Below are 23826 nucleotides of genomic sequence, written 5' to 3'. Positions count from 1 at the left end.
TGCTCTTTTTTGTAATTTAGCAAAAGTAAAAATGGTTTTGCTACGCTTGTGCAAAGTTGAAAGTTCCGTCTTTCTAATCCGCTCCTTCGCAAAGCCGTAACCCGTTAGCTGTAATGATACCAAAAATAACGTACAAAAAATGAAAAAAATAATATTTAGCTCTTTAATTTCTAGCATTTTAATAAGCTGTGGAGCATTAAATGGAAATTATGCTGATACAGCATTTTATGCAAAAAATACTACTGATAAAATTATTTCTTTTGAAGCTGGAATTTTTAAAAATTCAGTTTCAATGGGGAGATATGAAGTTAAGAATAACTTTCAAGTTAAACCAAACGACAGTATACTAATTACGCGAACAAGCTTCAAAAAAAATTTCGAGAACCCTCAATATATGTTTTCAACCTTCAATATATTTCCATCTGATAACATTGAATTAAATGACCCAAAGAATGCTAAAAATTGGATAAAATCTTTGAAGGACAATATTGTTATCTACACCTTAACATTAAACAAATGAAAATAATCAATCTTTTCTTTATTATAACATCTACATTTTGTTTTTCACAAGAAAACAATATTTTAGAGCGTCTTTCTGCATTGAACAACAACGGAAAAATATGGTATAATATTGACGGTTATAGTGTAACCAGCGAAAATTTTAAAAATACATTCGACGAAAAAGGACTGAAAAAAGTTTTTAAAAAACATAATATATCTGATTCTGAAACAAAAGTTAAAGATTCACAAATCAAATTCAATAATTTGTTTGTAACGAAGCAGCAAAAAATTTCAGAGAATAATCTCCAAATCAACAATTATTATTTTGTAGAAAATCCGGACAAAACAACAACCGTAGTTTGGTTTATAAAAAACGGAAAAACAGATAAAGAAACTGAAGAAAAATTGGTAAACGCAATTATTGAAAACAAAATTCCAGAAACTAATTTTGTGCCAATGAAAATTACTTCAATTGATTTTGCAGGAAGAAAAATAGAATTAGGAAACAGCTGTTATTGGACTTTTCTAAATACTGTTCAATGTCCTTATCTTGGAGAAATGAATTGGAGTGTTCACAAAACTTTGGAAGATGCAAAAGAAGCAATTGAAAACCAATTAAATGTTACAAAATCAAGAAAAGGTGGAAAAGTTACGTCCGAAGAAATTGTGAATATAGATTTTGAAGGAGTTCCAACAAAATCAAAAAAAGTAATTTATGATTTTACAGGTGTAACTTCTGCATTGGCTGGAATGTCAGGTGGAAAATTTTTGACGATTTATTATGTTGCCGAAAATGTTAGAAATAAAAATGTAAGTTGTGTAATGAGTTTTTGGAATAACGACCAAATAAACCCTGATACCAAACTTCCTCCACTTTTGGAAAAACTGATTAGATTGAAATAAATATCACTACAGCTAACATTGTATTGGCAAAATGCGGGGTTGAACGCAAATTGAAAGATTTGAAATATTTATCCGCCGATTGCTTTTCCGTATTGATTATTTTTGTAATTTAACAATCCGAAAAAGCATCGGCTACGCTCGGTTCTGAATTGAACTTTTCGTCCAATCCAGCCCGCACTTCGCCAATACTTTTTCCGTTATGCGATATGCTATAAAACAAACTGTTTAAAATGAATAATTGTTGGATTTGTGGAAATTTTGCTGATTCTAAAGAACATAAATTTAAAGCATCTGATATAAAAAAAGCTTTTGGAAAAAAATTTGATGCCTATTTATTCAATGGAGAAAAGGTTCAGCCATTTAATTCATATAAAGATGATTTGATTCAATTTCCAAAAATAATTTGCATAGACTGTAACAACAATAAAACTCGTAATCATGATAACGCTTACGACGAATTTGTCAAATATGCATATTCTAATCATCAGAAAATACTAAATGAAAAATATATAGATTTTCAAGATATTTATGGAAATGAAATGTGGCTTGAAAAAAAAATTGATTTATATAGGTATTATGCAAAACATGCAGGATGCAAAGTTTCTACTTCTGAATTTGAATTTGATTTGACAAATCTTTCCAAATTTATTTTGGGAAAAGATGTTTGCGAGGATTTTGTATTAAAATTTGAATTGAAACAAGCCATAGAAATTTTAATAAAAGTTACAAATAAGATTAATAAATATACCCACTTATATAATTCCGAAACAATAGTATATACAGCAGGAAATGAATTAATTTTTGGTGGATGGACTACTAACAATTACATCACTGCAAATTGGGTAATTGGAAAAAATATATCTGATGAAGATTACTTAAGAATGTATCAAGAAACTGAATCTGTCTTACTTACTGATTGCAAATTTCCCATTGAAAATAAAAATGAGAACGATGAAGATGATAAGTTTTCTAAAATTGATTTTATGAAAGATACTCATCTAAAATATGAAAATGGGTACAATAATACTCCCCAGAAAAAAATAAACTTCTTTGAATTTTTAATTGAAAATAATTAGCAAATCGCATAACATAGTATTTGCAAAAGGCGGGCTGAAGTCAAAGTTGAAATATTTGTGAAATTTAGTCGCAACTTGCTTTTCGTTTCACATTTTTTTGTAATTTAGTTCCACGAAAAAGCAATTTGCTTCGGTTGGTCGAAATTGAACTTTCAGTCCAATTTAGCCCGCCCTTCGCAAATACTTTTCCGTTAGCAGAAAGTGTTTCCAATTACTCTGCTTAAAAACTGTAAGTCATAAAAATGAGAAAATTTATTAAAATTTTTGTTTTATTAATTATTATAAATGGTTGTACAAATTCAGATAATAAACTAGTTTCTTTTACTACTAGATTTGGAAATGCTATTATTGGAGTACTAAATTTAGAATTTTACAATGATAACAATCTCTTAGTTATAAAAAGGATTGGACCAAAATATAACTCTCCTTATCCACCACCACCTAAAATTCATAATGAAATACACGAAAATAATTCCGATGAAATAAATAGTCCTGAAGTAGTAAACATTGAAAATTCTACAGCTTACAAATTAAATGATAAAGAATCTGAAATATTAATAAAATTAATAAATGCAATTCCTGAAACAGAATTAAAAGATTATTACCCTAAATATCCTTTAGGGGACGGTTTCGGATATAATTTTCAGATATTATATAGTAATGGAATTATTAAAGATATTGAAGTTCAGCATCAAAATATAACTTCACACGAGAAATTAATTAATCAAATGCTGACTTATGCATTAAAATATGAAAAAAATAAAGACAACCTTAAAGTTCTCAATTCATTTGAAGACTGGAATCATCCGAAATATTAATAAAAAGACCTTCTGCTAACATAGGTTTTGCAAAATGCGGGGTTTAGTCATTGATTGAAATTTCGTCAAAATTATTCGCAACTGCTTTTCATATTGTTTTTTTACCTAAATTAGACAATCTGAAAAAGCATTTGCTTAGTTTCTGAATTCTTGAACTTTCAGTTCTTCGAATTCCCGCACTTCGCAAAGCCTTTTTCCGTTAGCGGTCATGCTATGACGACAGTGCAATCATCAACAGACAAACAATGAACAACCAATTGACAAGTAAACGAAACATCATTCTGACAGGACTACTTTTAGTTTTTGCAGTCGGACTGTTTGGAACTTTCGGTGTCTTGTCAATTTTTAAGGTGCTTGACGACTTGGACTCTGGAAAACCTCTGACAAAGACAATGTTTATTGTCCCGATTATTTTCTTGCCTTTCGCTATTTATTCAATCTATTATGTGTTATCCCGTTTCCCTCAAATGACAATTGACAAGACAGGAATAACTTTAACAACTATATTCAAAACAAAAAGCTACCAATGGAATGAAGTTAAAGACATTGAAATTACTGGCAAGCAGTTTCATAAGTTTCTATTCGTTTCTATGCCAATTGAGGCGACAACAATTCACCTTAACGACAATTCGGACATTTATCTATGGGTTGACTATTACCGAAATAAATCAGAGCTAAGGGTAATTCTTGACAGAGCCAACAGTATTTTGCAAGCCAACAGACAATTTTCAAGTCTTGACTTTAACATAGACAGACCTGACTTTTCAAAACAACTTTCGACCGACAATGACGGTAAAGAATTTAATGGAAATCATTTTCTAACTTTTAATGGATTAATATTTTATGGATGGATTGTTTTCTTCACATATTTAATTCTTACGTCAAACAAAATTCAGTTAAATAATATTGCAGCACTTATAGCAATGCCTTTAGTTTTGCTTTCAATTCCAGCTTTGCTCAGTTATCAAATGCATTACTTTATCGTAGGACAAAAGTATCTTACCATAAAAAACACGATATGGTTTTGGAAAAAGGATATTTACTTACTCAACGACATTAAAGAAGTTGTTATCGAAACACCTCATAGACTTTCAACTTCACTTAGAATAATTACAACTGACTACCGTGACAAGTTATATCCAGCAGGTAGTTTAAGCAACACGACTTGGAAAGAAATAATGGAGCAGATACGCAATGACAAAATTAAAGTGAGAAATGAAGCAATTTTTTAACGGACAGACAGAAGCACGAACCGCTAACAAGGTATTGCCAAAAGCGGGGCTGAACGGCTTCGATTGGACATTAGTGCAAGGTTCAACAGCAGTAATTCTAGTGAACTTTAGTGCTAATAATCCCCGCCTTCGGCAATACCCAAAACGTTGTCCGTAATATTTGAGGAGCGTTATCAAATTGAAGATTTTGCAAATTTGAATGTTTTTTTGACCTCTACTCTGCTGATTTCTAAATTTTATGTCGAATAATTTCTGCGTGAAAATTTTAAAAATTGTGCTGAAATTCATGCTGAAAATTATCCTGTTGATTTTTGGAAATTGTGCTGAATATCATACTGAAAAATATTCCGTTTTAACCGTGCTGATTTTTAAAATATTGGGCTGAGGAATCCTGAATTTGTGCGTGAAAAATTGAAATTAACTTGGCGAAAATTATCAATCTGAAATTCTTTGGAAACACGCTTCTTTTCTCCTTGTCGTCCTTGATTTTCAACTTCTCGAACTGAATTTAACCCAGTTAAATTCGCCCTCGAATTGAAAATACTACGGACAACAGACGGTTTTGTGAAATGCGGAGGTCGGGCTCTTGCGTTGAAATTTTTGAGAAATTATTCGCAAAAAGCCTTTTTCTTTTACAAATTTTTGTATTTTAGCAAAAGAAAAATGGCTTTTTGCTTGGTGTAGAGACTGCATAAGTACTTGATAATCAAAGTCCGCACTTCACAAAGCCGCAAACCGTTGGCAGAAATGGTCTGAAAACGGGAATCCAAAGTAGTCAACAATTAAAAAAATTCTAACACAAAAAATTTGTTGACTATGATGAAAAACAAAAAACTGAAAATTTTCGTTTATCTGACTGTTCTACTAGGCTTCTTAGTCTCGTGCCGAACAGATTTTATAAACGAACAAACCGTGAAGAACAACAACTCTTCTTCACTTACTTCTAGGAGAATTTCTTTACAAGAAAGTTCGCACCGACAGAGATTAACTCCCAAACTTTCGGAACTGAAAAAAAATTTGAACAATGAAAACATATCCGGAAAAAGTATTAATTTAGGAGATAGTATAACTATTAACACAAATGATATTATCATGATGGAAAATGGAACAAATTTTCATACCTATACATTTCGTATTAATAGAAATAACCCACCACCAAATGCACCCATTGAAAATTTACTATTAACACCTAAATCTGATGGTAGCTACGATGGATATTGGATAACTTTCAATTTAAATGAACAAGAAAAACTAAAAATTCTCAATAATGAAAAATTAGATTTAAGAAATAAAACAACAATAACAAAGATTGAGAACACTGGAAATACTAGTTTATTTTCAAAAGCATGCATACCAACATATATAAACATTGCTGTTAGATGTGGCGGCGAGGAAGGGCACATGCCAGGTTTACCATGTCCACATGCTGGAACTAATTTAGCTGCTTATTGGACATATGTTGTTGTATACGATTGTTTTGACACAGAAAGTGACCCTATTTCAAATATTTATCCGACTGAACCATTCCCAGGTGGTAGTGGCGTTTTTTCATGTCCAGATTGTCCTGCTCCCGAGCCTTGTGTACAAGTACCAACATCGCCAACACCTTCAACAACAATTACTGATGAAAACGGTTGTGTTGTGGGTTTGCCAACAACACCGAATATAGATTTAATAGGTAATGATGAATGCTCTAAAGCAAAAAATGGTATCTATAAAGCAAATAATATATTGAAAGACCCAAAGGTCAAAACCAATATGACAAATGAACTATCTAACAAAATAGCAGAACCAAATGAATGGGCTGTCGGTATAGGACAGAATACTGACGGCTCATATAATGTTACATCTCCAAAAGTAGGAAATGTATCCAATGGAACTGTTCCAACTCCTATTGGTGATTATACAGCCGACGGACACTCACATAGTAATAATTATTATGGATCGCCATCTGCTGAAGATTTCTATTCATTTTTAGAAAATATAATTAATTATCCAAAATTCAATACAAGATTTGTCTTTGGAACCTCTCCCCTAGGTTCGTTAGAAATTTATGCATTGGTAATAACAGACAAAGCATCAGCAATTGACTTTCTATCTAAATATCCTAAAACCAAAAACATAGATTCTGTTAAACATTCTTTTCTTGAACAAGGTGAAGTTGGTATAGAATATTATGATGCTTATGGATATGCTACGCTTGGAATTATCGATAACAGTACCTCTACAGAATATGATCCCAAAGCTTTGGCTATGGCATATATTTTGGAAAAACTAAATACAGGGATTTCTTTGGCTAAAATGGATAATTCGGGTAATCTAAAGAAACTTAATGTAACTATTGAGAAAATAAAAGATGCTGCAAGTGGTAACCAGCTTAAAACAGGTTTAAAAGTAACAAAATGTCCATAAAATTATAAAGAAATGAAAACAAAAAATATACACTTATCACTTATATTCTTCGGTTTACTTGCGTTCTCTTCAGTTAAAGCACAAACCGTAAATGACTATATTAATTTTTATAATACAATTTCACCAAAATTAAATGCCGTAGCATCGGTGAAATCGAACTATATCCATCAAGATTTCAGTCTGTTTTTGAATAAATTGAATACTGAAAATATTACGATAGATTGGGTAAGTTATTATCCACGAAATAGTTCAACTGAAAAGATTTATACAATCAGATTATCTTTTAGTAACATAGATTTAAGTCAGGCAGGTCTTCAACAAAGATATCAGCTACCTGTCATTTGGATAACCTTTGAGAATGAAGTTCCTCAATCCTTAGTAAACATGGTCTTGCAATACCAGGGGAAATGGAATTTACAATTTGAGCAATTTTTCAAAAATATGAAAATTGAAAAAATAAAGTTCATAGGAATTAATGGGTACAATAATCCTGACAGGACACCAAAGTAACCACTTCTGCCAACAGACGGTTTTGTGAAATGCGGAGGTCAGGCTCTTGCGTTGAAAGTTTTGAGAAATTATTCGCAAAAAGCTTTTTTCTTTTACAAATTTTTGTATTTTAGCAAAAGAAAAAAGGCTTTTTGCTTGGTGTAGAGATTATATAACTACTTGATATTCAAAGTCCGCACTTCACAAAGCCGCAAACCGTTATGTGCTATGCTATTACAAATATAGAACAAAAAACAAAATTGGAAAACAACATTTTCTTAACGCAAAATTCATCCTTTTTTGCCAGCACCTTTTTTGCCAACGCTCATCAGCACATTTGCAAAAAGCCAACGCTTTTCCTAACGCTTATTTTGCAAAAGAGCTGATTTTTCCAACTACTCCACTATTATAACATAGCTATTCAATAAAGAAAATTACATATCAACTATTTTAAAATCTTTTTAAAAACTACACTTTTGTGTAGTGCCTAATTTTCATAGACTTTGTAGTTTTGGAAATAAAAAAATGTACGAACGCTATTCAAGAAACAGATTATATATAAAGGAGCAAGAGCAAGATATTATTAGAACAACACCTATATTACTTGCAGGAAGCGGAATAGGAAGTAATATTGCAGAATGTGCTCTAAGATTTGGATTCGAAAATATTACTATAGTAGATGGCGATGTAGTTGAGCTTTCCAATCTTAACCGCCAAAACTATACAGAAGAAAACCTCTCTCAATACAAAGCAGAAGCACTTTATCATCGTTTAAAATCAATCAATCCTACAGCTAATATTAAATTCTATTCCGAATTTATTACTCCCGAAAATATCGAAGAAATAATCGGAGAAAATCAAATTGCCATAAATGCTTTAGATTTTACAAGTGATATTCCACAAAAATTTGATGAACTATGTCAGAAAAAAGGAATCCACATCTTACATCCATATAATCTCGGTTGGGGTGGCTTAGTAACCGTAATTGATATCGAAACTCCATTATTGCAAAGTCTAACTAACGATAATGATTTTAATGAATTAAAAATGGTGGAATATGTTTCGGGGCATTTGCGTTTTTGGGGAAAACCCAACTTATGGTTAGAAAAAATCATTTGGGATTACAAAGCTGAAAAAGAGATTTTACCACCACCCCAATTGGCTATAGCTTCTTGGATAGTTGCCTCAATGTGTACTCATATCATGTTCAAGATTACAACTAATAAAGAATATAAAAAATTTCCAGAATTTTATATAAACTCTTTATTAGATTAGCCTATTGTTGATTGCATAAGCAAGAGCTTCAGTGATATTTTTCACACCAATTTTTTCAAACAATTTTCTACGATGAAACTTCACCGTATCTATCGATAAGAAAATTGTATCTGCAATTTCATTAATAGTAAAACCTCTGGCATAGAATCTCAATATTTCAATTTCCCGTTCTGAAAGTTTAATCTTTTCATCTTCTATCCACTTATTATGTTCTATATCAAATTTCCAAACAGAATTAGAACCTTGTTTGGAAATTTTTATATTTCCAGAGGTATGGTTAGCTGAAAGAGCAACAATGCATATCGCTTTCCAAATTTTACCTTCTTCATTTAGAAAAATAGGTGTCAATTGATGATTAATAAGAATGGGATGTTTTTTTTCATTTATAATATGAAAGTCATACGATATAGTGTAGTTTTTTCTATCTTCAACAGGTAGTTTTTCATAGAAATCAAACCCCACATCATTTATTTTTAGTAATAAATCCAAATCTTCTTTTTTTACTACCCGAAAATAAAAACCATAACCCAATTCTTGAACCTCTTCCGATGTCAATCCACAAAGAAATAACGGATTATCAGAAACAAATTCGAAATTTTTAGTTTGATAATCAATTATATAAATACTTTTATAAGTGATTCTTGAAAATGCTTTTGCAATATCCAAATAATTTTTCGTCTGTATCAAATCTTCTTGTGAAACAGATTTTACAGTATTCCTATCAGAAAAAAAATGTTCAGTTTCTTCCATAATCATCATTTTAATAAACTACACAAAAGCGTGGATTTTGTTTGATTCCTGCAAAACTACACAAAAGTGTAGTTACTTTTTAATACTCATATATTATTTTTACCCTATAATTAATCAAAAACATGAATGATTTAGAATATTACATTTTAGATAGTGATAAACTATTTGATTTGGCACAGTTTGTAGTTCAGGAAAACTACAATCATCACATCGTAAACCATCAACAACGCCAAAAAGAAATTGAAATGGTATATCAGGAAGACCTGAAACTGAATAATTCAAAAATATTTGTTTCTCAGGAAGATAATTGCTCTATTGTTGGTTCTATAAGGGTTATCAATTGGAACCATATAGATATTCTACCTATTGAAAAATTATTTAAGATAAATATTTTCGATTTAATTCAAAATAAAACTACAAATGTTTACCACATCGGTAGATTCGCTATAAAAAAAGGAATTGACAAAACAGGGTTTATCGTTTTCAAAACACTAATGGTTTGTGCAATTAATGAAGTATGTAGAAGTGAAAATTCTCTTGCTTTAGCAGAATGTGATGTCAAATTATTAAGAATTTTGAAATTAATGGGAATAGAAGCAATTACACTGGCAGATTCCATAAATTATTTAGGTTCGGAAACCATTCCAGTAATGCTTTCGTATAATAGTTTGAAAAGTTTTCTTGACAAAAACATCAATCTACTTCCTCAAACCCTCACTTCACTACACCAGAGTATAGTCTTGCAGAAAAATACTGAAAACTACACTTTAGTGTAGTGGATAAAAAATTGAGAAGATTTACATTTGAAAAATAGAAATTCAGCATATGAAAAATAAGAATTTAATAGCAATATCTTTCTTTTTGTTAGGTGCATCTTTGGTTAATGCACAAGAATTGAAAAAACAAGACTCAATAATTAAAACGAAAAATATACAAGAAATTTTAATAAAATCGCAACGCAAAAAACAGTTTTCAGATCATGCTAATTATACTTTTGATAAAGAGGCATTAGAAAAAGCGAGACATTCCAAAGATTTATTAGCAACACTTCCTGAATTACAAATTGATCCAATCTCAAATACCATTGTCAGCATTAAAGGAGGAAAAACACTCTTCTTAATTAACGGAATAGAATCTTCCGACAATCAGATTAAAAGTATTGTACCAACAAATGTTGTAAGAGTTGAATATTTTGATATTCTGTAGTCTTCCCCAAAAACAGGAACGAATATAAATATAGTTTTTAACTTTGGGAAATATGAAACAGAGCAAATTTACAGAGGTTCAGATTGTGAAGATCTTATCTGAACAAAATCAAGGAAAAACGGTAAACGAGATTTGCCGAGATTACGGTATCAGCCAACCTACTTTTTACAAATGGAAAAGTAAATACGGTGGTATGGATACGCACCAACTGGCACAACTCAAAGAGTTTGAGAAACAGCTGTCACAATATAAAAAAATTGTCGCTGAACTAACTTTGGAGAACACTGTTTTAAAAGATGTTATAGAAAAAAAGCTTTAACGCCTTCCGAAAAGCGAGAAATGGTAGTATATGCCAAAGAAACCCACAAGATAAGCATAAGGAAGGCATGCGGTTGTTTTGGGCTGAGTTATTCGGTTATGTACTATAAAAAGAGGATAGATTCTCAAGATGATCTCATCCGTGAAGAACTTCGGTTATTGGCCGAACAAGAACATACTTGGGGATTTTGGACAATGCGTTATCGCTTGAAAAACATGGGGTTTTGGTGGAATCATAAACGGATTTACAGAATCTACACTTCGATGAATCTAAATTTAAGAAGCAAGAGAAAGAAAAGGCTACCTGCAAGAGTGAAAGAACCGCTTCTGCGTCCGATTTATCCAAATGTAACATGGAGTATGGATTTTATGCATGACACTTTGGAAAACGGCAATAGCGTGAGAAGTTTGAACATTATAGATGATTTTAACAGAGAAATTTTACAAATAAGTATTGATACGAGTTTACCTTCTGCAAAAGTAATTACCAAGCTGGAAGAACTCATCGAATGGCGAGGGAAACCGGACAAAATACGAGTGGATAACGGACCGGAATTTATTTCAGAAAAATTAAAAACTTGGTGTCAATATCACGAAATTGAGTTGCATTTTATCCAACCGGGAAAACCTACTCAAAACTCTCTTATTGAGCGGTTTAATAGAACATTTAGAACAGAGTTTTTGGATGTATATTTGTTTGAAAGCGTGAAACAAATGAGAAATTACGCAGAAATATGGATGTGGAAATACAACAACGAAAGACCACACAGTGCATTGCAATATCTCACACCGAGGGATTTTTTATTGAAATATGGAAAAATCAGCCACACCAATCCAGCAGATTTTCCCACATTTCAACAAAATTATTCAACACCAACAACAGAAATATTAAATAAAATCTCTACTTTTGAGTGTTACTAAGAATGGGAAGATTACAATTCCTCCTGCAAGATATTCTCAAAGAGCTGATACGGTTATAAATATTATAACTAGAAACCCAGAAACTGGTTATATTTTTGGTACAGACATAACCTCCGCTTTAACTACAGGTTTCGTAAACGGTTCTGCTTATGCAGGTTATCCAAAGGAAAAAATGATTTCGGTCTTGAATACTCCATTAACTTACGGGATTATAACAATAGGAGTATAAAAAGTATTTACGACTATCAGTTAAATAATTCGCATTACCGTACTGAAGAGAATAAAAAAGATCATTTCGGCTATACTGGACAAAATATTGCAGTACGCTACACTCGATCTGTTAATGATTATGTTTTTCAAGCAAAGATGGATGCTGCAATCTCAAATAGTTTTGTAAAAGGAAAAGGAAACAGCTTTTTTTATAAAGATAACATCTCAAAAGAGCATGAAATGCTTAAAAATTCAAATTCGGACTATGTAATTCCTACCCTGGATTTGTATTTTTCAAAAAAAATCGGAAAAAAAGACGAGTTAAGTGCAAATTTTGTTGGTTCTCATTTTACTACAAACTCTTCAGAATTTGCAAAAGAATGGGAAATAACTTCTGGTAACTCTGTTTATGATAACGACATGAACCTGAAAGCTAAGCAAACTGGAATTGTCGGGGAGTTATCTCATGTTCATAGTTTTGAAAAGGGGCAGTTATCTTCGGGGTATAGAATTTCTAATACCTCAATTTCCAACGATCTCCAAAATCTTGCAGGCTTTTCACAATACCATGTAAATTATCTTGAACAATATCTCTACACTGAATACTCTGGAAAAAAAGATAAACTTTCTTACCGCCTTGGAATTGGGATGTCTAATATCCATAACAAAAGTGCAGAAGTAACATCGGATCAATATACGCTTACTCCGAAAATTATTTTAAGTTACCAGTTGAAAAACAACCAAACTTTAAGATTCTCTAGCAGCTATAAGCCTCAAAGTCCAAGTAGTGCTGCTCTTAGTAGTAATGTTGTTCAATGGGCTCCCAATATTGTACAGCGAGGAAACCCTAATTTGAAACCCTCGCAAGTTTGGAGTAATAATCTAATTTATTCATTCAATAATAAGTATTTCGATTTTAATACAAATTTGTATTATCAAGCAACCGATAAGGCTATTAATCAATATTTTGTTTTGGATGATGATACTGGTGGCTATGCACTTACTTATGAAAATGCAAAAAATTTACAGCTCTATGGAGTTCAGCTTTCTGGTTCATATAAACCTTTTGGCAATAGACTATTGGTATTACGAGCTTTTATAGCTCCATCATCAGAAATAATTAAAACCAATAACGGTGCATTAATTAAAAATAATTATCTAAACAACTTCTTTGTAATTTCTTCTGAATACAAATCATTTAGCATACAATATCAATTCAATATTCCGGTTTATACTTTATCAGGAGCATTTTTATCAACAAATGAAAATATGAATCATGTCTTTGCAAGCTATAAGTTTAAAGAATGGACTTTTACTACAGGTATGTATTGGATGGGTATGCCTTCGGAATATAAAACGAAAAGTTTACCTGAGAGTTTGGTTAATTATTCCAGACATACTCAAATTTGGAATAATAAATCAATGTTTATACTTGGTTTGAGTTATGATTTTTCTAAAGGAAAAAAGAATCAATATCAGAAAAAATTAAACAATAACACAGCTCCTGCAGCTACTTTTTAAAAAGCTTTATCATAATATTTGTAGTGTACAATGCAGTATTGTGTTTAAATACCCGCTTTAATTAAAGCAAAAACTTAATTTTTATTCATCTGCTTCCTCAAACCCTCACTTCACTACATCAGAGTATAGTTCTGCAGAAAAATACTGAAAACTACACTTTAGTGTAGTGGATAAAAAATTGAGAAGATTTACATTTGAACTTCAATCAAAAGCAACCGGATTAAAAAACATGTGCTTCTCTCGTCCGGCTACTTTTTAACCAAAAACAAAATTAGAGAAGACAAAATTTATTATGAAAAAACTATTATTTGTAGCTGCTTTCGCAGTAGCTGGTATTACGGGAAGTGTAAGTGCTAAAGAAACTATTGTGACTAAAGACACTAATAAAGTAATCAAAATTGCGACAGAATGCTATGTAAAAGCCTATGATAAGAACGGAAAATATTTAGGATTATTCAAAGTAGCTTGCCCCAAAGTAATTATACTTGGTTAATAATAAAAATTTATTCTGAGATTATCATAGCTATTTTGCTAAGATAGTCTCAGATATTTTTTAAAACAGAATAACATGAAAAAAATACTTTTAATATTACTCATTTCTGTAATTAATTTTGCAAATTGTCAAGACAAAAATTTTTATAGTAGTTATACTCTAAACAGAACATTGAACGGGTATGAAAGTCAAGCAAAAGGAATTTTGTATGTGAATAAAACTCAATCAAACTTTATATTGAGTACATTTGAAAAATCAGATAATAAAAGTAAAGTAACCCAACAAGAGCCGGTATTAATCATAGATGATAAAAAATCTTGTAAAGATTATCAACAGTATTTTTACGATTATGAAAAAAAAGTTGCTCAATTTTTATTATTTGAAGATGATTGTTATAATAAAAATTTTATAGAAGAAGTTAAAATTAATCCTGTCTGGAAAATTACAGGCAAAGGGATAAAAATAAACAAATATAGTACTGTAAAAGCCCAAACTATAATTAATAATAGGCTATGGACAGTATATTATGATCCTTCAATAAAAGTAAAAGCCAACCCTTGGCGTTTTTTAGGAATTAATGGTCTTATTGTAAAAGCTCAGGATGAAAAAAAAGAATATACATTTTTATTGTCTGAGTTTTCAAGAAATATTTCAAATAAAAACCTTAGTAAAAAATATCCTTACAATAGAATAAGTTTCAATGAATATTGTAAGAAAACAATAAAAGAATATCGTAAAAGTATGATTGAAGAAATCAAGAAATTCTCCCTAAATTCGGAGGATGAAATCATTAAAATATTAGAACCATATGAATCACTCGAATTTATCGAAAAGAAATAACATTCTGTTATTCCTTTTTATCTTTTCATTTTTTGCCTCTGCACAAAGTAAGAGGTTCTATTATGAAGTTAATTTTAAGCGTGATTCCGCAGGAACTTATCCTGCCAAGGATATCGTAGTATTAGAAATAAACAAAGATTACAATATCTTTTTAAGTAATGATTATATTGTAACTGATTCCCTTAATAATATTAAGAAAGACAATCAGGTTTTTGCAGAGCCAAAATTTGACCAAGTAATAATATATAAAAAAGATAATCATAAGTTTGAGTTCATTCAAAATTTATCAATGTATTATTATAAGTACTCTGTAAAAAGAGAAATCTCATGGAATATTTCAAACGAACATAAAAAAATAGGTGCTTGGGAAGCAACAAAAGCAACTACCAATTTTGGTGGTAGAAGTTGGACAGCTTGGTTTTCGCAAGATATTCCATTACCTTATGGTCCATACGTTTTTCATGGACTCCCTGGGCTAATTCTTGAAATAAGTGATAATGAAAAAAACTATCATTTCAATTTAGTTCAAAATAAAAATTATACAATAGAATTAAATTCAAATAACTTGATTGAAAATTTGTTTAGTGATAGGAAAATAGACATAGCTGAAAAAGATTGGAAAAAAATACAGTTAAACTATTATAATAATCCTATACCAGAATACAAAAAAGGAAAAGCGGTCATGTTCACTGATAAAGGAGATGAGTATACCCCAAATGATTATAGAAATTTAGAAAAAGCTATTCAAAACCAAATAAGGGGTTTCAATAACCCTATAGAATTAGACAAAGCAGTAACATACCCTAAAAAATAGCTAGAAATCCATTTAAAAGCATGTAAATATAAAGTTATGCCATCAACATCCGAAGTAGGACACGCTAAAAATGTAGCCAACCTACAAAAACTTACAGAACAAATAATCACATTTACCAATTACAATCCACCAGTTGATAATCTTAAAGTTGCCAGTCTTCAAACACTTTATACAACCGCTTCCGCAAAACTAAACGAGGTGGAAGACAAGCGACACGCCAACAAAAATGCAATTACTTTACGTCAATCGGCTTTCGAAAATCTGAAATCTACAAGCACAAAAATTATCAACCATTTAGATATTTTAGGACTCCCAAAAGGAACAATAGATCAAGCCAAATCCTTAAATCGTGTAATCCAAGGCGGACAAAAGAAAACCACCACTCCACCCGATGAAAATGGAGAACCAAGCAACACCGTTTCTACATCTCGCCAGTCTTATACTCAGATGGCAGAAAATTTTGGAATTTTATTGCAGTTATTAGCAACCATTCCAACCTACGCACCCAACGAAGACGATTTAAACTTGGTAAATCTCAACACTTACAAAGATTCTTTAGTAAGCTCCACCCAATCCGTTGACCAAACCGAAGCCGAACTCAACACCAAACTCATAGAAAGAGACAATCTTTTATATGCAGACGGAACAGGCTTATATTCTATCGTTCAAAATGTGAAGAAATACGTGAAAAGTCTTTACGGAGCAACTTCTCCCGAATATGCAAACGTGTCAAGTATTGAATTTACGAGCCGTAAATAATATTTGATCGAGAAGTTTTACTATTCTTACAATATAAAGTTACATTCTTGCGATGTAACTTTATTTTTTTGCGATGTTGTTTTATATTGGCACGATGTAGAGTAATATTCTTGCGTTATGGAGTTATATTCTAACGATGTTGAACTATATTCTTTCGATGTAATTTTATATTGGAGCGTTGTAAACTTCTATTTTAACGATTGAGTTTTACATTCTTTCGATGTTGACAACAAAACAAATCACAAAGTCCACCGCAAAGGAAAAAGCACATTTGCAGTCCGCTCCACCAGCTCCAAAACCAAAGACTGCAAAAGAGCTTTTCCCTGCCCTCTTTTTGCCCTCGCCAAAAAAGAATAAAGTTATCAAAGCTTAATAACAAGAAACTAAACATTGAAAACAGTTAGCACAGCATATAACGGGCAGTTTTGCAAGAGAGCGGAAGAAGTTCTCCGTTTGAAATATTTTGCTATATTTGAAGTGTAGTTCTCGCAAGGAAATTTGTGATAATAGTCCGCTCCCTCGCAAAGCTGCAAAAACGTTATAGCCAATGGTAGGACGACACTCCGAACATTGAACAGATGAGCAAAACTTAAACAGAGAGCAAACCATTTTTACAACGAGTAAGCTAACACTCATTTCCGACCCTTTTGTATTTTTTATTTTTTCCACCGCACTTTTTTTAATTCAATTTTATTGCTACCTCACAAGTGGCACATTTGGTTTTGTTCGACACACTACTTGTCCTGAGCTTGTCGAAGGAAGCCAACACTTCACAACTGCGAAGCAATCACGAACACTACTAAAAATCAATTATACCGTGAGTAAAACCAAAAGAACCACTTTTTTCCTACGCTCATAATGAGTAAACAATAAAATCAAAACTTTCTTTGAATTTTATTTGCCCAATTAAAAATTAGCTTCTATTTTTACATAGTGAATACTAACTAGCATAAAAAATAAATTAGACAAGTATGCAACAATTTACAGACAGGCAAATTGAGATAATGGAAGCGGCTACCAACCGTATTTCAAAATATGGTATTCAGAATTTGACCATCAAAACATTGGCGGAAGACATAGGTTTGTCTGAACCTGCATTGTACAGACATTTTAAAAGTAAAAATGAAATCTTATTGAGCTTGTTGGAATACTTTAAAACAGAAATGAAAAATCGTATTCAGTCTATTTCTTTTAAACCGACAGACACTACTGCTGACGAGTTAAGAGCAATTTTTAATTCTCAGCTACAAACTTTTACTAACAAACCAGCAATAGTGAGTGTCATTTTTGCAGAAAGTATTTTCCATTTTGATGAAAATTTGAGCAATAAAGTTGCTGAAATTATGGATATGATGCAGAAATATGTGAAAGCAAATATTACAAAAGGTCAAGAAAAAGGACAATACAACAAATTGATTGGAGCTTCTACCCTAACAACCATAATTATTGGTGGAATGAGAATGACCGTACTGAAATGGAAATTATCAGGACATAAATCAAATCTTGTTAAGGACGGGAAAACGGTCTTAGATGGAATATTGAAAATGATTGAAAAAAATTAAAAATTACGAATTAAAAATTAGAAATATGAAGAAAGTTTTTGTTTTAGGAATTAGCATTTTGTTTTTGTGGAGTTGTAATAATACCACCGAAAAATCAACGGAAAAGCAGGCAACAGAAAACCACGAAGAACATCAACACGATGAAAGTTCTGAAGCTATTGAACTCAACAATGGGGAGAAATGGTTGGTGAATGAAGAAATGAAGCCATTTGTGATGAAAGGCGAAGAATTGGTAAATTCTTATATCCAGAATAATCAGGCAGATTATAAAGCATTAGCTCAACAATTAAAAGAGCAAAATGACCAGCTAATAAGAAGTTGTACAATGGGCGGAAAAAGCCACGATGAATTACACAAATGGCTACACCCACATCTTGAAATTGTAAAAGCATTGGAAGATGAAAGAGATGCAACTAAAGCAAATGAAACTGTTTTGCAACTACAACATTCATATCAGCAATATCACCAGTATTTTAACTAAATAATAATTGAGATGAAATTCCAACAAAAATTTACCCTATTTCACAGACTGTTGCATTGGATAATGGCAATTGCAATGCCCATTTTATTCATTACAGGTTTTTTGAGAATGTATTGGATGAATAAAAACAATATTGTTGCTGTTATTGAAAGCAAAACATCGGCAATTCCAAAAGAACAAATGACAGATATTGCAAAGGCAATTAGAGAACCTATGTGGCAATGGCACGAAGTTTTTGCTCACGTAATGATTTTTGCATTTTTAGCACGGATTATTTATATGCTTGTAAAAGGTATTCGTTTTCCAAATCCCTTTAAAAGCAATCAACCGCTTAAAGAACGCTTACAGGGCTTTATTTATGTTTACTTCTATCTTTTTGTTTTTATTTCAGCCGTTACAGGTATTTGTATTGAAAAAGATTTGTTCTCTACTTACCACGAGCAAATTGAAGCCGTTCATAAATGGGGCATTTATTGGTTTCCGATTTTCATTCTACTGCATTTTGCCGGAATTGTTTTAGCTGAATTTTCAAGCAAAAAAGGAATTACTTCCAGAATGATTGGAGGAGATTAAATAGCTGAAAAAATTATACAAATGCCCCAATACAATATCCCCAAACAGCTTTCCGGTCTTACGGAAGCGGAACTAAAAACCTCCCGTGAGAAATTTGGTTTCAATCAGGCAGAAAACACCATAAAAAGTGCCTGGTACACGCTGCTATTTGACATTCTAAAAGAACCCATGTTGTTATTGCTGATAGCCGTAACTATTATCTATGTGATTGTTGGCAATTATTCCGAAGCACTGTTTATGCTTGGGGCTATCATAGCTGTTTCTGGAATTTCTTTTTATCAGGATAATCGCAGTAAAAAAGCTTTGGAAGCAATAGAAAAACTGAATGAACCACTCAGTACGGTGATTAGAAATTCTAAAGTGATGCAAATTCCTACGCACGAAATTGCATTGGGCGATTTGTGTATTATCGAAGAAGGGAAAATGATAAATGCCGATGGGAAAATTGTACATAGCAACGATTTTTCGGTGAATGAAGCATCACTTACCGGAGAAAGTTTTTCGGTTTTTAAAAATCCAGAAACAGACGATAATAAGGTTTACAGCGGCACTTTGGTAGTTTCCGGCTTGGCAGTGTTTGAAGTGGAAAATATTGGAGCGAAAACTAAACTTGGAAAAATTGGTCAGTCCATTCAAAACATCAAAGAAGAAATTTCACCATTGCAATTACAAATTACAAAGTTTGTAAAGTGGATGGCATTCATTGGAATTGCTGTTTTCTTGACGGTGTGGGCATATAGTTTTTTGCAATCAAGAGATATCGTTCAAAGTTTGTTGGCGGGATTAACCCTGGCAATGTCTATTCTACCAGAAGAAATTCCGGTTGCTTTTACCACTTTTATGGCATTGGGTTCCTGGAAATTGATGAAACAAGGTGTTATCATCAAGCGAAGCAGTATAGTTGAAACTTTAGGAAGCACTACTGTAATTTGCACCGACAAAACGGGCACGATTACCGAAAATTCAATGAAACTGAAAGCTCTTTTTGATTTTAAATCCAATCAGGTTTTTGATGATACAAGTTTTGATAAATCTGAACTTTCTCAACTTATTCAATTTGCGATGTGGAGCAGCGAACCCGTTCCATTTGACCCAATGGAAAAAACACTGCACAAAGTATATCCAGAAACGCAAACTTCTGACCTAAGAAAAGATTTTCAAATGGTGCACGAATATCCGTTGGAGGGCAAACCACCCATGATGACGCATATTTTTGAAAACAATTTGGGAGAAAGAATCATTGCTGCCAAAGGTGCACCGGAAGCTATTCTTGCGGTTTCTATACTTTCTGAAGATGAAAAAGAAAACTTGCGTCAACAAATTCAGGAATTTGGAAAACAAGGTTATCGGGTATTGGGCGTTGCCAAATGTGATTTTAAAGGAAATAATTTTCCTGAAAAACAACAGGAATTCAACTTCGATTTTCTTGGGTTTACAGTGTTTTATGATCCGCCAAAACAAAACATTCAACAGGTTTTCAGAAAAATATATGATGCCGGAATAAAAGTAAAAGTAATTACCGGAGACAATGCCGATACCTCAAATGCCATCGCCCAACAAGCCGGCATCAAAAACAATAGTCCTGCTGTAAATGGTTCTGAAATAACGCAACATTCAGAAGCTGAACTGATGGCACTTTTAAATGAAACCACCTTGTTTACCCGTATGTTTCCGGAGGCTAAACTGTCTGTGGTGAATACCTTAAAACAATCAGGAGAAGTCGTGGCCATGTTGGGTGATGGTGTCAATGACGCACCAGCACTCAAAGCGGCTCATATTGGTGTGGCAATGGGCAACAAAGGAACAGAAATAGCAAAAGCAGCAGCAGCCTTGGTTATCACCAACGATGATTTGGACAAACTCATTATAGGAATAGAAGCAGGCAGAAGAATTTATACCAATATCAAAAAAGCCATTCAGTATATTATTTCCATTCATATTCCTATTATATTGACGGTTTCTCTGCCCTTGTTTTTAGGCTGGATTTATCCCAATATTTTCACCCCGGTACATGTGATATTTTTAGAATTAATCATGGGCCCAACCTGCTCTATCGTTTACGAAAATGAACCCATAGAAAAGAATGCCATGCAGCAAAAGCCACGAAAAATGACAGAAACCTTTTTGAATTGGCGGGAATTAAGCATCAGCATTATTCAGGGATTGATGATAACTGTTGGTGTATTATTCGCTTATCAATTGGCTGTTCAAAATGGAGCAAGCGAAGAAACGACAAGAGCGATGGTTTTTACTACACTCATCTTTGCCAATGTGTTTTTAAGTCTAACCAACCGTTCTTTTACTTACAGTCTTTTTGAAAGTTTTAAGAACAAAAATATCCTCTTTTCATTGGTAATAGGAGCAACTTTAATTCTACTATTCGCCATTTTATACATACCGGTCTTTTCAAATTTCTTTCATATAAGCAGCTTGAATTTAAAAGATTTAGGAATTACAATACTGATTGCAATGGTTTCTGTATTGTGGTTTGAGGTGTATAAATGGGGAAAAAGAAATTCTAATAAAAAGTAATGCAATCGGAATAGTGAAAATAAGTTTGGAGATTGAATTTAAGAATGGGTACTGACGAGCAGTATTTTTTGACAGATTGATTTTGTTTAGCCCTACGGGCTGTGTTGTATGTTAACCCTTCTTCCACAGGCTGTCGCCTATGGATAACCAAATATAGTCCTACGGACAATTTGTGAATGTTCTCATATTTGCATAATTTGAAAAAAGGTGATTGTATCATCATGCAGGTAAACACACCTGTACTTTTCAAAATAATGTATCAGTTATTAAACTTTACTTCTACCTATAAATTATCTGCAACAAACTGTTTACAATACTCCTTTATTAACTGCCTGACTTTTCTAAATTCTTCACTAATTTCTTCGTCTGTTCCTATCGATTTTGCAGGGTCGGGAAAGTTTTGATGAAACTTTTTTGCTTTGGTTGGAAAGAATGGACAACGCTCTTTTGCATTGTCGCAAACTGTAATTACAAAATCAAAATCTATATTTCGGTATTCGTCAATATTGTTTGAGGTGTGATTAGAAATGTCAATGCCGTCTTCTTGCATTGTGACAATTGCTTTTGGGTTTACTCCGTGCGTTTCCACACCTGAACTGTAAACGTCTGCTTTTTTACCTGCAAAATAGCGTAAATAACCTTCTGCAATTTGGCTTCTGCAACTGTTTCCTGTGCAAAGCACTAAAATTTTCTTTGTCATTTTGTATAATATTTTTGTTTTAGAAATAAACTAATCTTAACCAATAAAATTAGAACTGGAACTTCTACCAATGGTCCGATAACGCCTACAAATGCCTGTGGTGAGTTGATACCAAAAACCGCAATAGCAACAGCAATTGCCAATTCAAAATTGTTGCCTGTGGCTGTAAATGCGATGGAAGCATTTTTGTCGTAAGGGATTTTCATTGCTTTATTGATGAAAAAACTAACAAAAAATATCAGTACAAAATAGATGATTAAAGGAACGGCTATCTTAATTACATCAAAAGGTAATTCTACAATTTTATTCCCTTTTAAGCTGAACATTAATACGATTGTCAACAAAAGTGCAATCAGTGTTATAGGCGAAATCTTCGGAACAAATTTATGATTATACCAATCTTTTCCTTTTTGTTTTATCAGAATATATCGGGTAAGAAAACCAGCTAAAAACGGAATACCCAAATATAGCAATACGCTTTCGGTAACCGCACTCATTGAAACACTTACATCAAAATTGCCCAAACCTAAATATTTAGGCAAAACATTGATGAAAAACCAAACAAAAAAGCTATACGATAGAACTTGAAAAATACTATTCAAAGCAACAAGTAAAGCGGTGTATTCTCTGTTCGCTTTGGCTAAATCACTCCAAACTATAACCATTGCGATACATCTTGCCAAACCAATCAAGATAAGTCCTGTCATATATTCAGGTTCGTTTCGCAAAAACAAAACGGCTAATCCGAACATCAACAAAGTACCGATTACCCAATTGAGTAACAAAGAAATGGCAATTACTTTTCTATCTTGTAACGCTTTGGGCAATAAGGAATAATCCACTTTTGCTAATGGTGGATACATCATTAAAATTAATCCGATTGCCAATGGAATATTAGTTGTTCCGATTGAAACGGCATTGATATTAGTAGGAATATTTGGAAAAAAATATCCCAAACCAACACCAATTGCCATTGCTAAAAATATCCAGACCGTCAGATAACGGTCTAAGAACTTCATTTTAATATTCATCGTTTTTTACTTGAATAATTTCTCCATTTATAGTGCACGATAACTTTACGGTATTGTAGATTGTGCCAAATTTTTCAATATTCTTCTTTAGCAATACGGTATTTATATTTTCATCAGCACTGTAAATAATTAACTTGTAATTTATATTATCCATTTTCACAGGTTTTTCCGTGCGAATAGCGGACACATTTACTACGGCTTTTGCATAAGTGAAATTCATCATAGCAGAAAATCGTTCTACATTTTTTAGCATACACGCAGCAAAAGCTCCTAAAAAAAGTTCGGCAGGATTAGGTAAAATTTCTGCTGAATTTGAAGTCGTTCCAAAAGCTATCTCATTTTGCTTTATTTGTAGTATCGCATCTTTTGTTGAAACAGATGAAGCCTTAATTTGATATTCCATAATTAT

The 23826-nt window shown here is 32.3% G+C and carries 25 protein-coding genes and 1 pseudogene; 22 read left to right on the top strand and 4 right to left on the bottom strand.

Annotated elements, in window-relative coordinates; translation table 11 throughout:
* Nucleotides 1-139: 139 nt before the first annotated feature.
* From H9Q20_RS12010 to H9Q20_RS11975, 8 genes are all read left to right on the top strand, one after another.
* On the top strand, nucleotides 140-520 hold the full coding sequence (locus H9Q20_RS12010) for a hypothetical protein (protein WP_187477888.1): 381 nt from the start codon (nucleotides 140-142) through the stop codon (nucleotides 518-520).
* Nucleotides 517-1404 carry a hypothetical protein gene (locus H9Q20_RS12005; protein WP_187477887.1) on the top strand — a complete coding sequence of 296 codons (888 nt, stop codon included), beginning with the start codon at nucleotides 517-519 and terminating at the stop codon, nucleotides 1402-1404. The genes H9Q20_RS12010 and H9Q20_RS12005 overlap by 4 nt, the downstream gene beginning before the upstream one ends.
* Before the next feature lie 230 nt (nucleotides 1405-1634).
* A complete protein-coding gene (locus tag H9Q20_RS12000; RefSeq protein WP_187477886.1) occupies nucleotides 1635-2480 on the top strand; it encodes a hypothetical protein in 846 nt (281 codons plus the stop codon).
* Between the two features lie 242 nt (nucleotides 2481-2722).
* The gene (locus H9Q20_RS11995; protein ID WP_187477885.1) at nucleotides 2723-3298 is read left to right on the top strand and encodes a hypothetical protein; all 576 of its coding nucleotides are present in this window, start codon (nucleotides 2723-2725) and stop codon (nucleotides 3296-3298) included.
* A 245-nt stretch (nucleotides 3299-3543) separates the two neighbouring features.
* A complete protein-coding gene (locus H9Q20_RS11990) occupies nucleotides 3544-4530 on the top strand; it encodes a PH domain-containing protein (RefSeq protein WP_187477884.1) in 987 nt (328 codons plus the stop codon).
* An 816-nt stretch (nucleotides 4531-5346) separates the two neighbouring features.
* On the top strand, nucleotides 5347-6942 hold the full coding sequence (locus H9Q20_RS11985; protein ID WP_187477883.1) for a hypothetical protein: 1596 nt from the start codon (nucleotides 5347-5349) through the stop codon (nucleotides 6940-6942).
* 12 nt (nucleotides 6943-6954) lie between these two features.
* Nucleotides 6955-7452, top strand: a complete 498-nt coding sequence (locus H9Q20_RS11980; RefSeq protein ID WP_187477882.1) for a hypothetical protein — start codon at nucleotides 6955-6957, stop codon at nucleotides 7450-7452.
* 504 nt (nucleotides 7453-7956) lie between these two features.
* On the top strand, nucleotides 7957-8706 hold the full coding sequence (locus tag H9Q20_RS11975; protein ID WP_187477881.1) for a ThiF family adenylyltransferase: 750 nt from the start codon (nucleotides 7957-7959) through the stop codon (nucleotides 8704-8706).
* Here the strand turns inward: H9Q20_RS11975 and H9Q20_RS11970 are convergent.
* The gene (locus tag H9Q20_RS11970; protein WP_187477880.1) at nucleotides 8698-9456 is read right to left on the bottom strand and encodes a response regulator transcription factor; all 759 of its coding nucleotides are present in this window, start codon (nucleotides 9454-9456) and stop codon (nucleotides 8698-8700) included. The genes H9Q20_RS11975 and H9Q20_RS11970 overlap by 9 nt on opposite strands.
* A gap of 122 nt (nucleotides 9457-9578) precedes the next feature.
* On the opposite strand from H9Q20_RS11970, the gene H9Q20_RS11965 reads away from it, so the two are divergent.
* The 14 genes and pseudogenes from H9Q20_RS11965 (at nucleotide 9579) to H9Q20_RS11905 (ending at nucleotide 21686) form a co-directional block, all read left to right on the top strand.
* A complete protein-coding gene (locus H9Q20_RS11965) occupies nucleotides 9579-10232 on the top strand; it encodes a hypothetical protein (RefSeq protein WP_187477879.1) in 654 nt (217 codons plus the stop codon).
* Nucleotides 10233-10281: 49 nt separating this feature from the next.
* Nucleotides 10282-10656: pseudogene (locus H9Q20_RS11960) on the top strand (TonB-dependent receptor); the annotation flags it as partial.
* Between the two features lie 58 nt (nucleotides 10657-10714).
* On the top strand, nucleotides 10715-10981 hold the full coding sequence (locus H9Q20_RS11955) for a transposase (protein WP_187477476.1): 267 nt from the start codon (nucleotides 10715-10717) through the stop codon (nucleotides 10979-10981).
* A gap of 20 nt (nucleotides 10982-11001) precedes the next feature.
* A complete protein-coding gene (locus H9Q20_RS11950) occupies nucleotides 11002-11901 on the top strand; it encodes an IS3 family transposase (protein ID WP_187478576.1) in 900 nt (299 codons plus the stop codon).
* The gene (locus H9Q20_RS13290) at nucleotides 11888-12130 is read left to right on the top strand and encodes a hypothetical protein (protein WP_262385542.1); all 243 of its coding nucleotides are present in this window, start codon (nucleotides 11888-11890) and stop codon (nucleotides 12128-12130) included. Before H9Q20_RS11950 ends, H9Q20_RS13290 begins: the two co-directional genes overlap by 14 nt.
* 137 nt (nucleotides 12131-12267) lie before the next feature.
* Nucleotides 12268-13632 carry a TonB-dependent receptor domain-containing protein gene (locus H9Q20_RS11945; protein ID WP_410369579.1) on the top strand — a complete coding sequence of 455 codons (1365 nt, stop codon included), beginning with the start codon at nucleotides 12268-12270 and terminating at the stop codon, nucleotides 13630-13632.
* A gap of 292 nt (nucleotides 13633-13924) precedes the next feature.
* Nucleotides 13925-14125, top strand: coding sequence for a hypothetical protein (locus H9Q20_RS11940; protein ID WP_187477878.1), 201 nt, complete (start codon nucleotides 13925-13927; stop codon nucleotides 14123-14125).
* Between the two features lie 75 nt (nucleotides 14126-14200).
* On the top strand, nucleotides 14201-14965 hold the full coding sequence (locus H9Q20_RS11935) for a GLPGLI family protein (protein WP_187477877.1): 765 nt from the start codon (nucleotides 14201-14203) through the stop codon (nucleotides 14963-14965).
* Entirely contained in the window at nucleotides 14934-15779 is an 846-nt protein-coding gene (locus tag H9Q20_RS11930) for a GLPGLI family protein (RefSeq protein ID WP_187477876.1), read from the top strand. Before H9Q20_RS11935 ends, H9Q20_RS11930 begins: the two co-directional genes overlap by 32 nt.
* A gap of 36 nt (nucleotides 15780-15815) precedes the next feature.
* Nucleotides 15816-16538 carry a hypothetical protein gene (locus H9Q20_RS11925; RefSeq protein WP_187477875.1) on the top strand — a complete coding sequence of 241 codons (723 nt, stop codon included), beginning with the start codon at nucleotides 15816-15818 and terminating at the stop codon, nucleotides 16536-16538.
* 971 nt (nucleotides 16539-17509) lie between these two features.
* Nucleotides 17510-18100, top strand: a complete 591-nt coding sequence (locus tag H9Q20_RS11920; protein WP_187477874.1) for a TetR/AcrR family transcriptional regulator — start codon at nucleotides 17510-17512, stop codon at nucleotides 18098-18100.
* Between the two features lie 25 nt (nucleotides 18101-18125).
* Nucleotides 18126-18581 (top strand): hypothetical protein, encoded by a 456-nt coding sequence (locus tag H9Q20_RS11915; protein WP_187477873.1) that lies wholly within the window; start codon nucleotides 18126-18128, stop codon nucleotides 18579-18581.
* Nucleotides 18582-18593: 12 nt separating this feature from the next.
* On the top strand, nucleotides 18594-19154 hold the full coding sequence (locus tag H9Q20_RS11910) for a cytochrome b/b6 domain-containing protein (RefSeq protein WP_124642807.1): 561 nt from the start codon (nucleotides 18594-18596) through the stop codon (nucleotides 19152-19154).
* 21 nt (nucleotides 19155-19175) lie between these two features.
* Nucleotides 19176-21686 (top strand): cation-translocating P-type ATPase, encoded by a 2511-nt coding sequence (locus H9Q20_RS11905; RefSeq protein ID WP_187477872.1) that lies wholly within the window; start codon nucleotides 19176-19178, stop codon nucleotides 21684-21686.
* A gap of 283 nt (nucleotides 21687-21969) precedes the next feature.
* Here H9Q20_RS11905 and H9Q20_RS11900 read toward each other — a convergent pair whose 3' ends face one another.
* From H9Q20_RS11900 to H9Q20_RS11890, 3 genes are read right to left on the bottom strand one after another with little or no spacing between them, the layout of a single operon-like run.
* Complete coding sequence (locus H9Q20_RS11900) at nucleotides 21970-22386, bottom strand: arsenate reductase ArsC (RefSeq protein WP_124642803.1); 417 nt, start codon at nucleotides 22384-22386, stop codon at nucleotides 21970-21972.
* The gene (gene arsB / locus H9Q20_RS11895) at nucleotides 22383-23417 is read right to left on the bottom strand and encodes an ACR3 family arsenite efflux transporter (RefSeq protein ID WP_124642801.1); all 1035 of its coding nucleotides are present in this window, start codon (nucleotides 23415-23417) and stop codon (nucleotides 22383-22385) included. Before arsB ends, H9Q20_RS11900 begins: the two co-directional genes overlap by 4 nt.
* Nucleotides 23407-23820, bottom strand: a complete 414-nt coding sequence (locus tag H9Q20_RS11890) for an OsmC family protein (protein WP_124642799.1) — start codon at nucleotides 23818-23820, stop codon at nucleotides 23407-23409. The genes arsB and H9Q20_RS11890 overlap by 11 nt, the downstream gene beginning before the upstream one ends.
* Nucleotides 23821-23826 lie beyond the last annotated feature (6 nt).

The organism is Amniculibacterium sp. G2-70, assembly GCF_014353055.1.
Lineage (GTDB): Bacteria > Bacteroidota > Bacteroidia > Flavobacteriales > Weeksellaceae > Amniculibacterium > Amniculibacterium aquaticum.
This window is presented reverse-complemented; position numbering and strand designations above follow the sequence as displayed.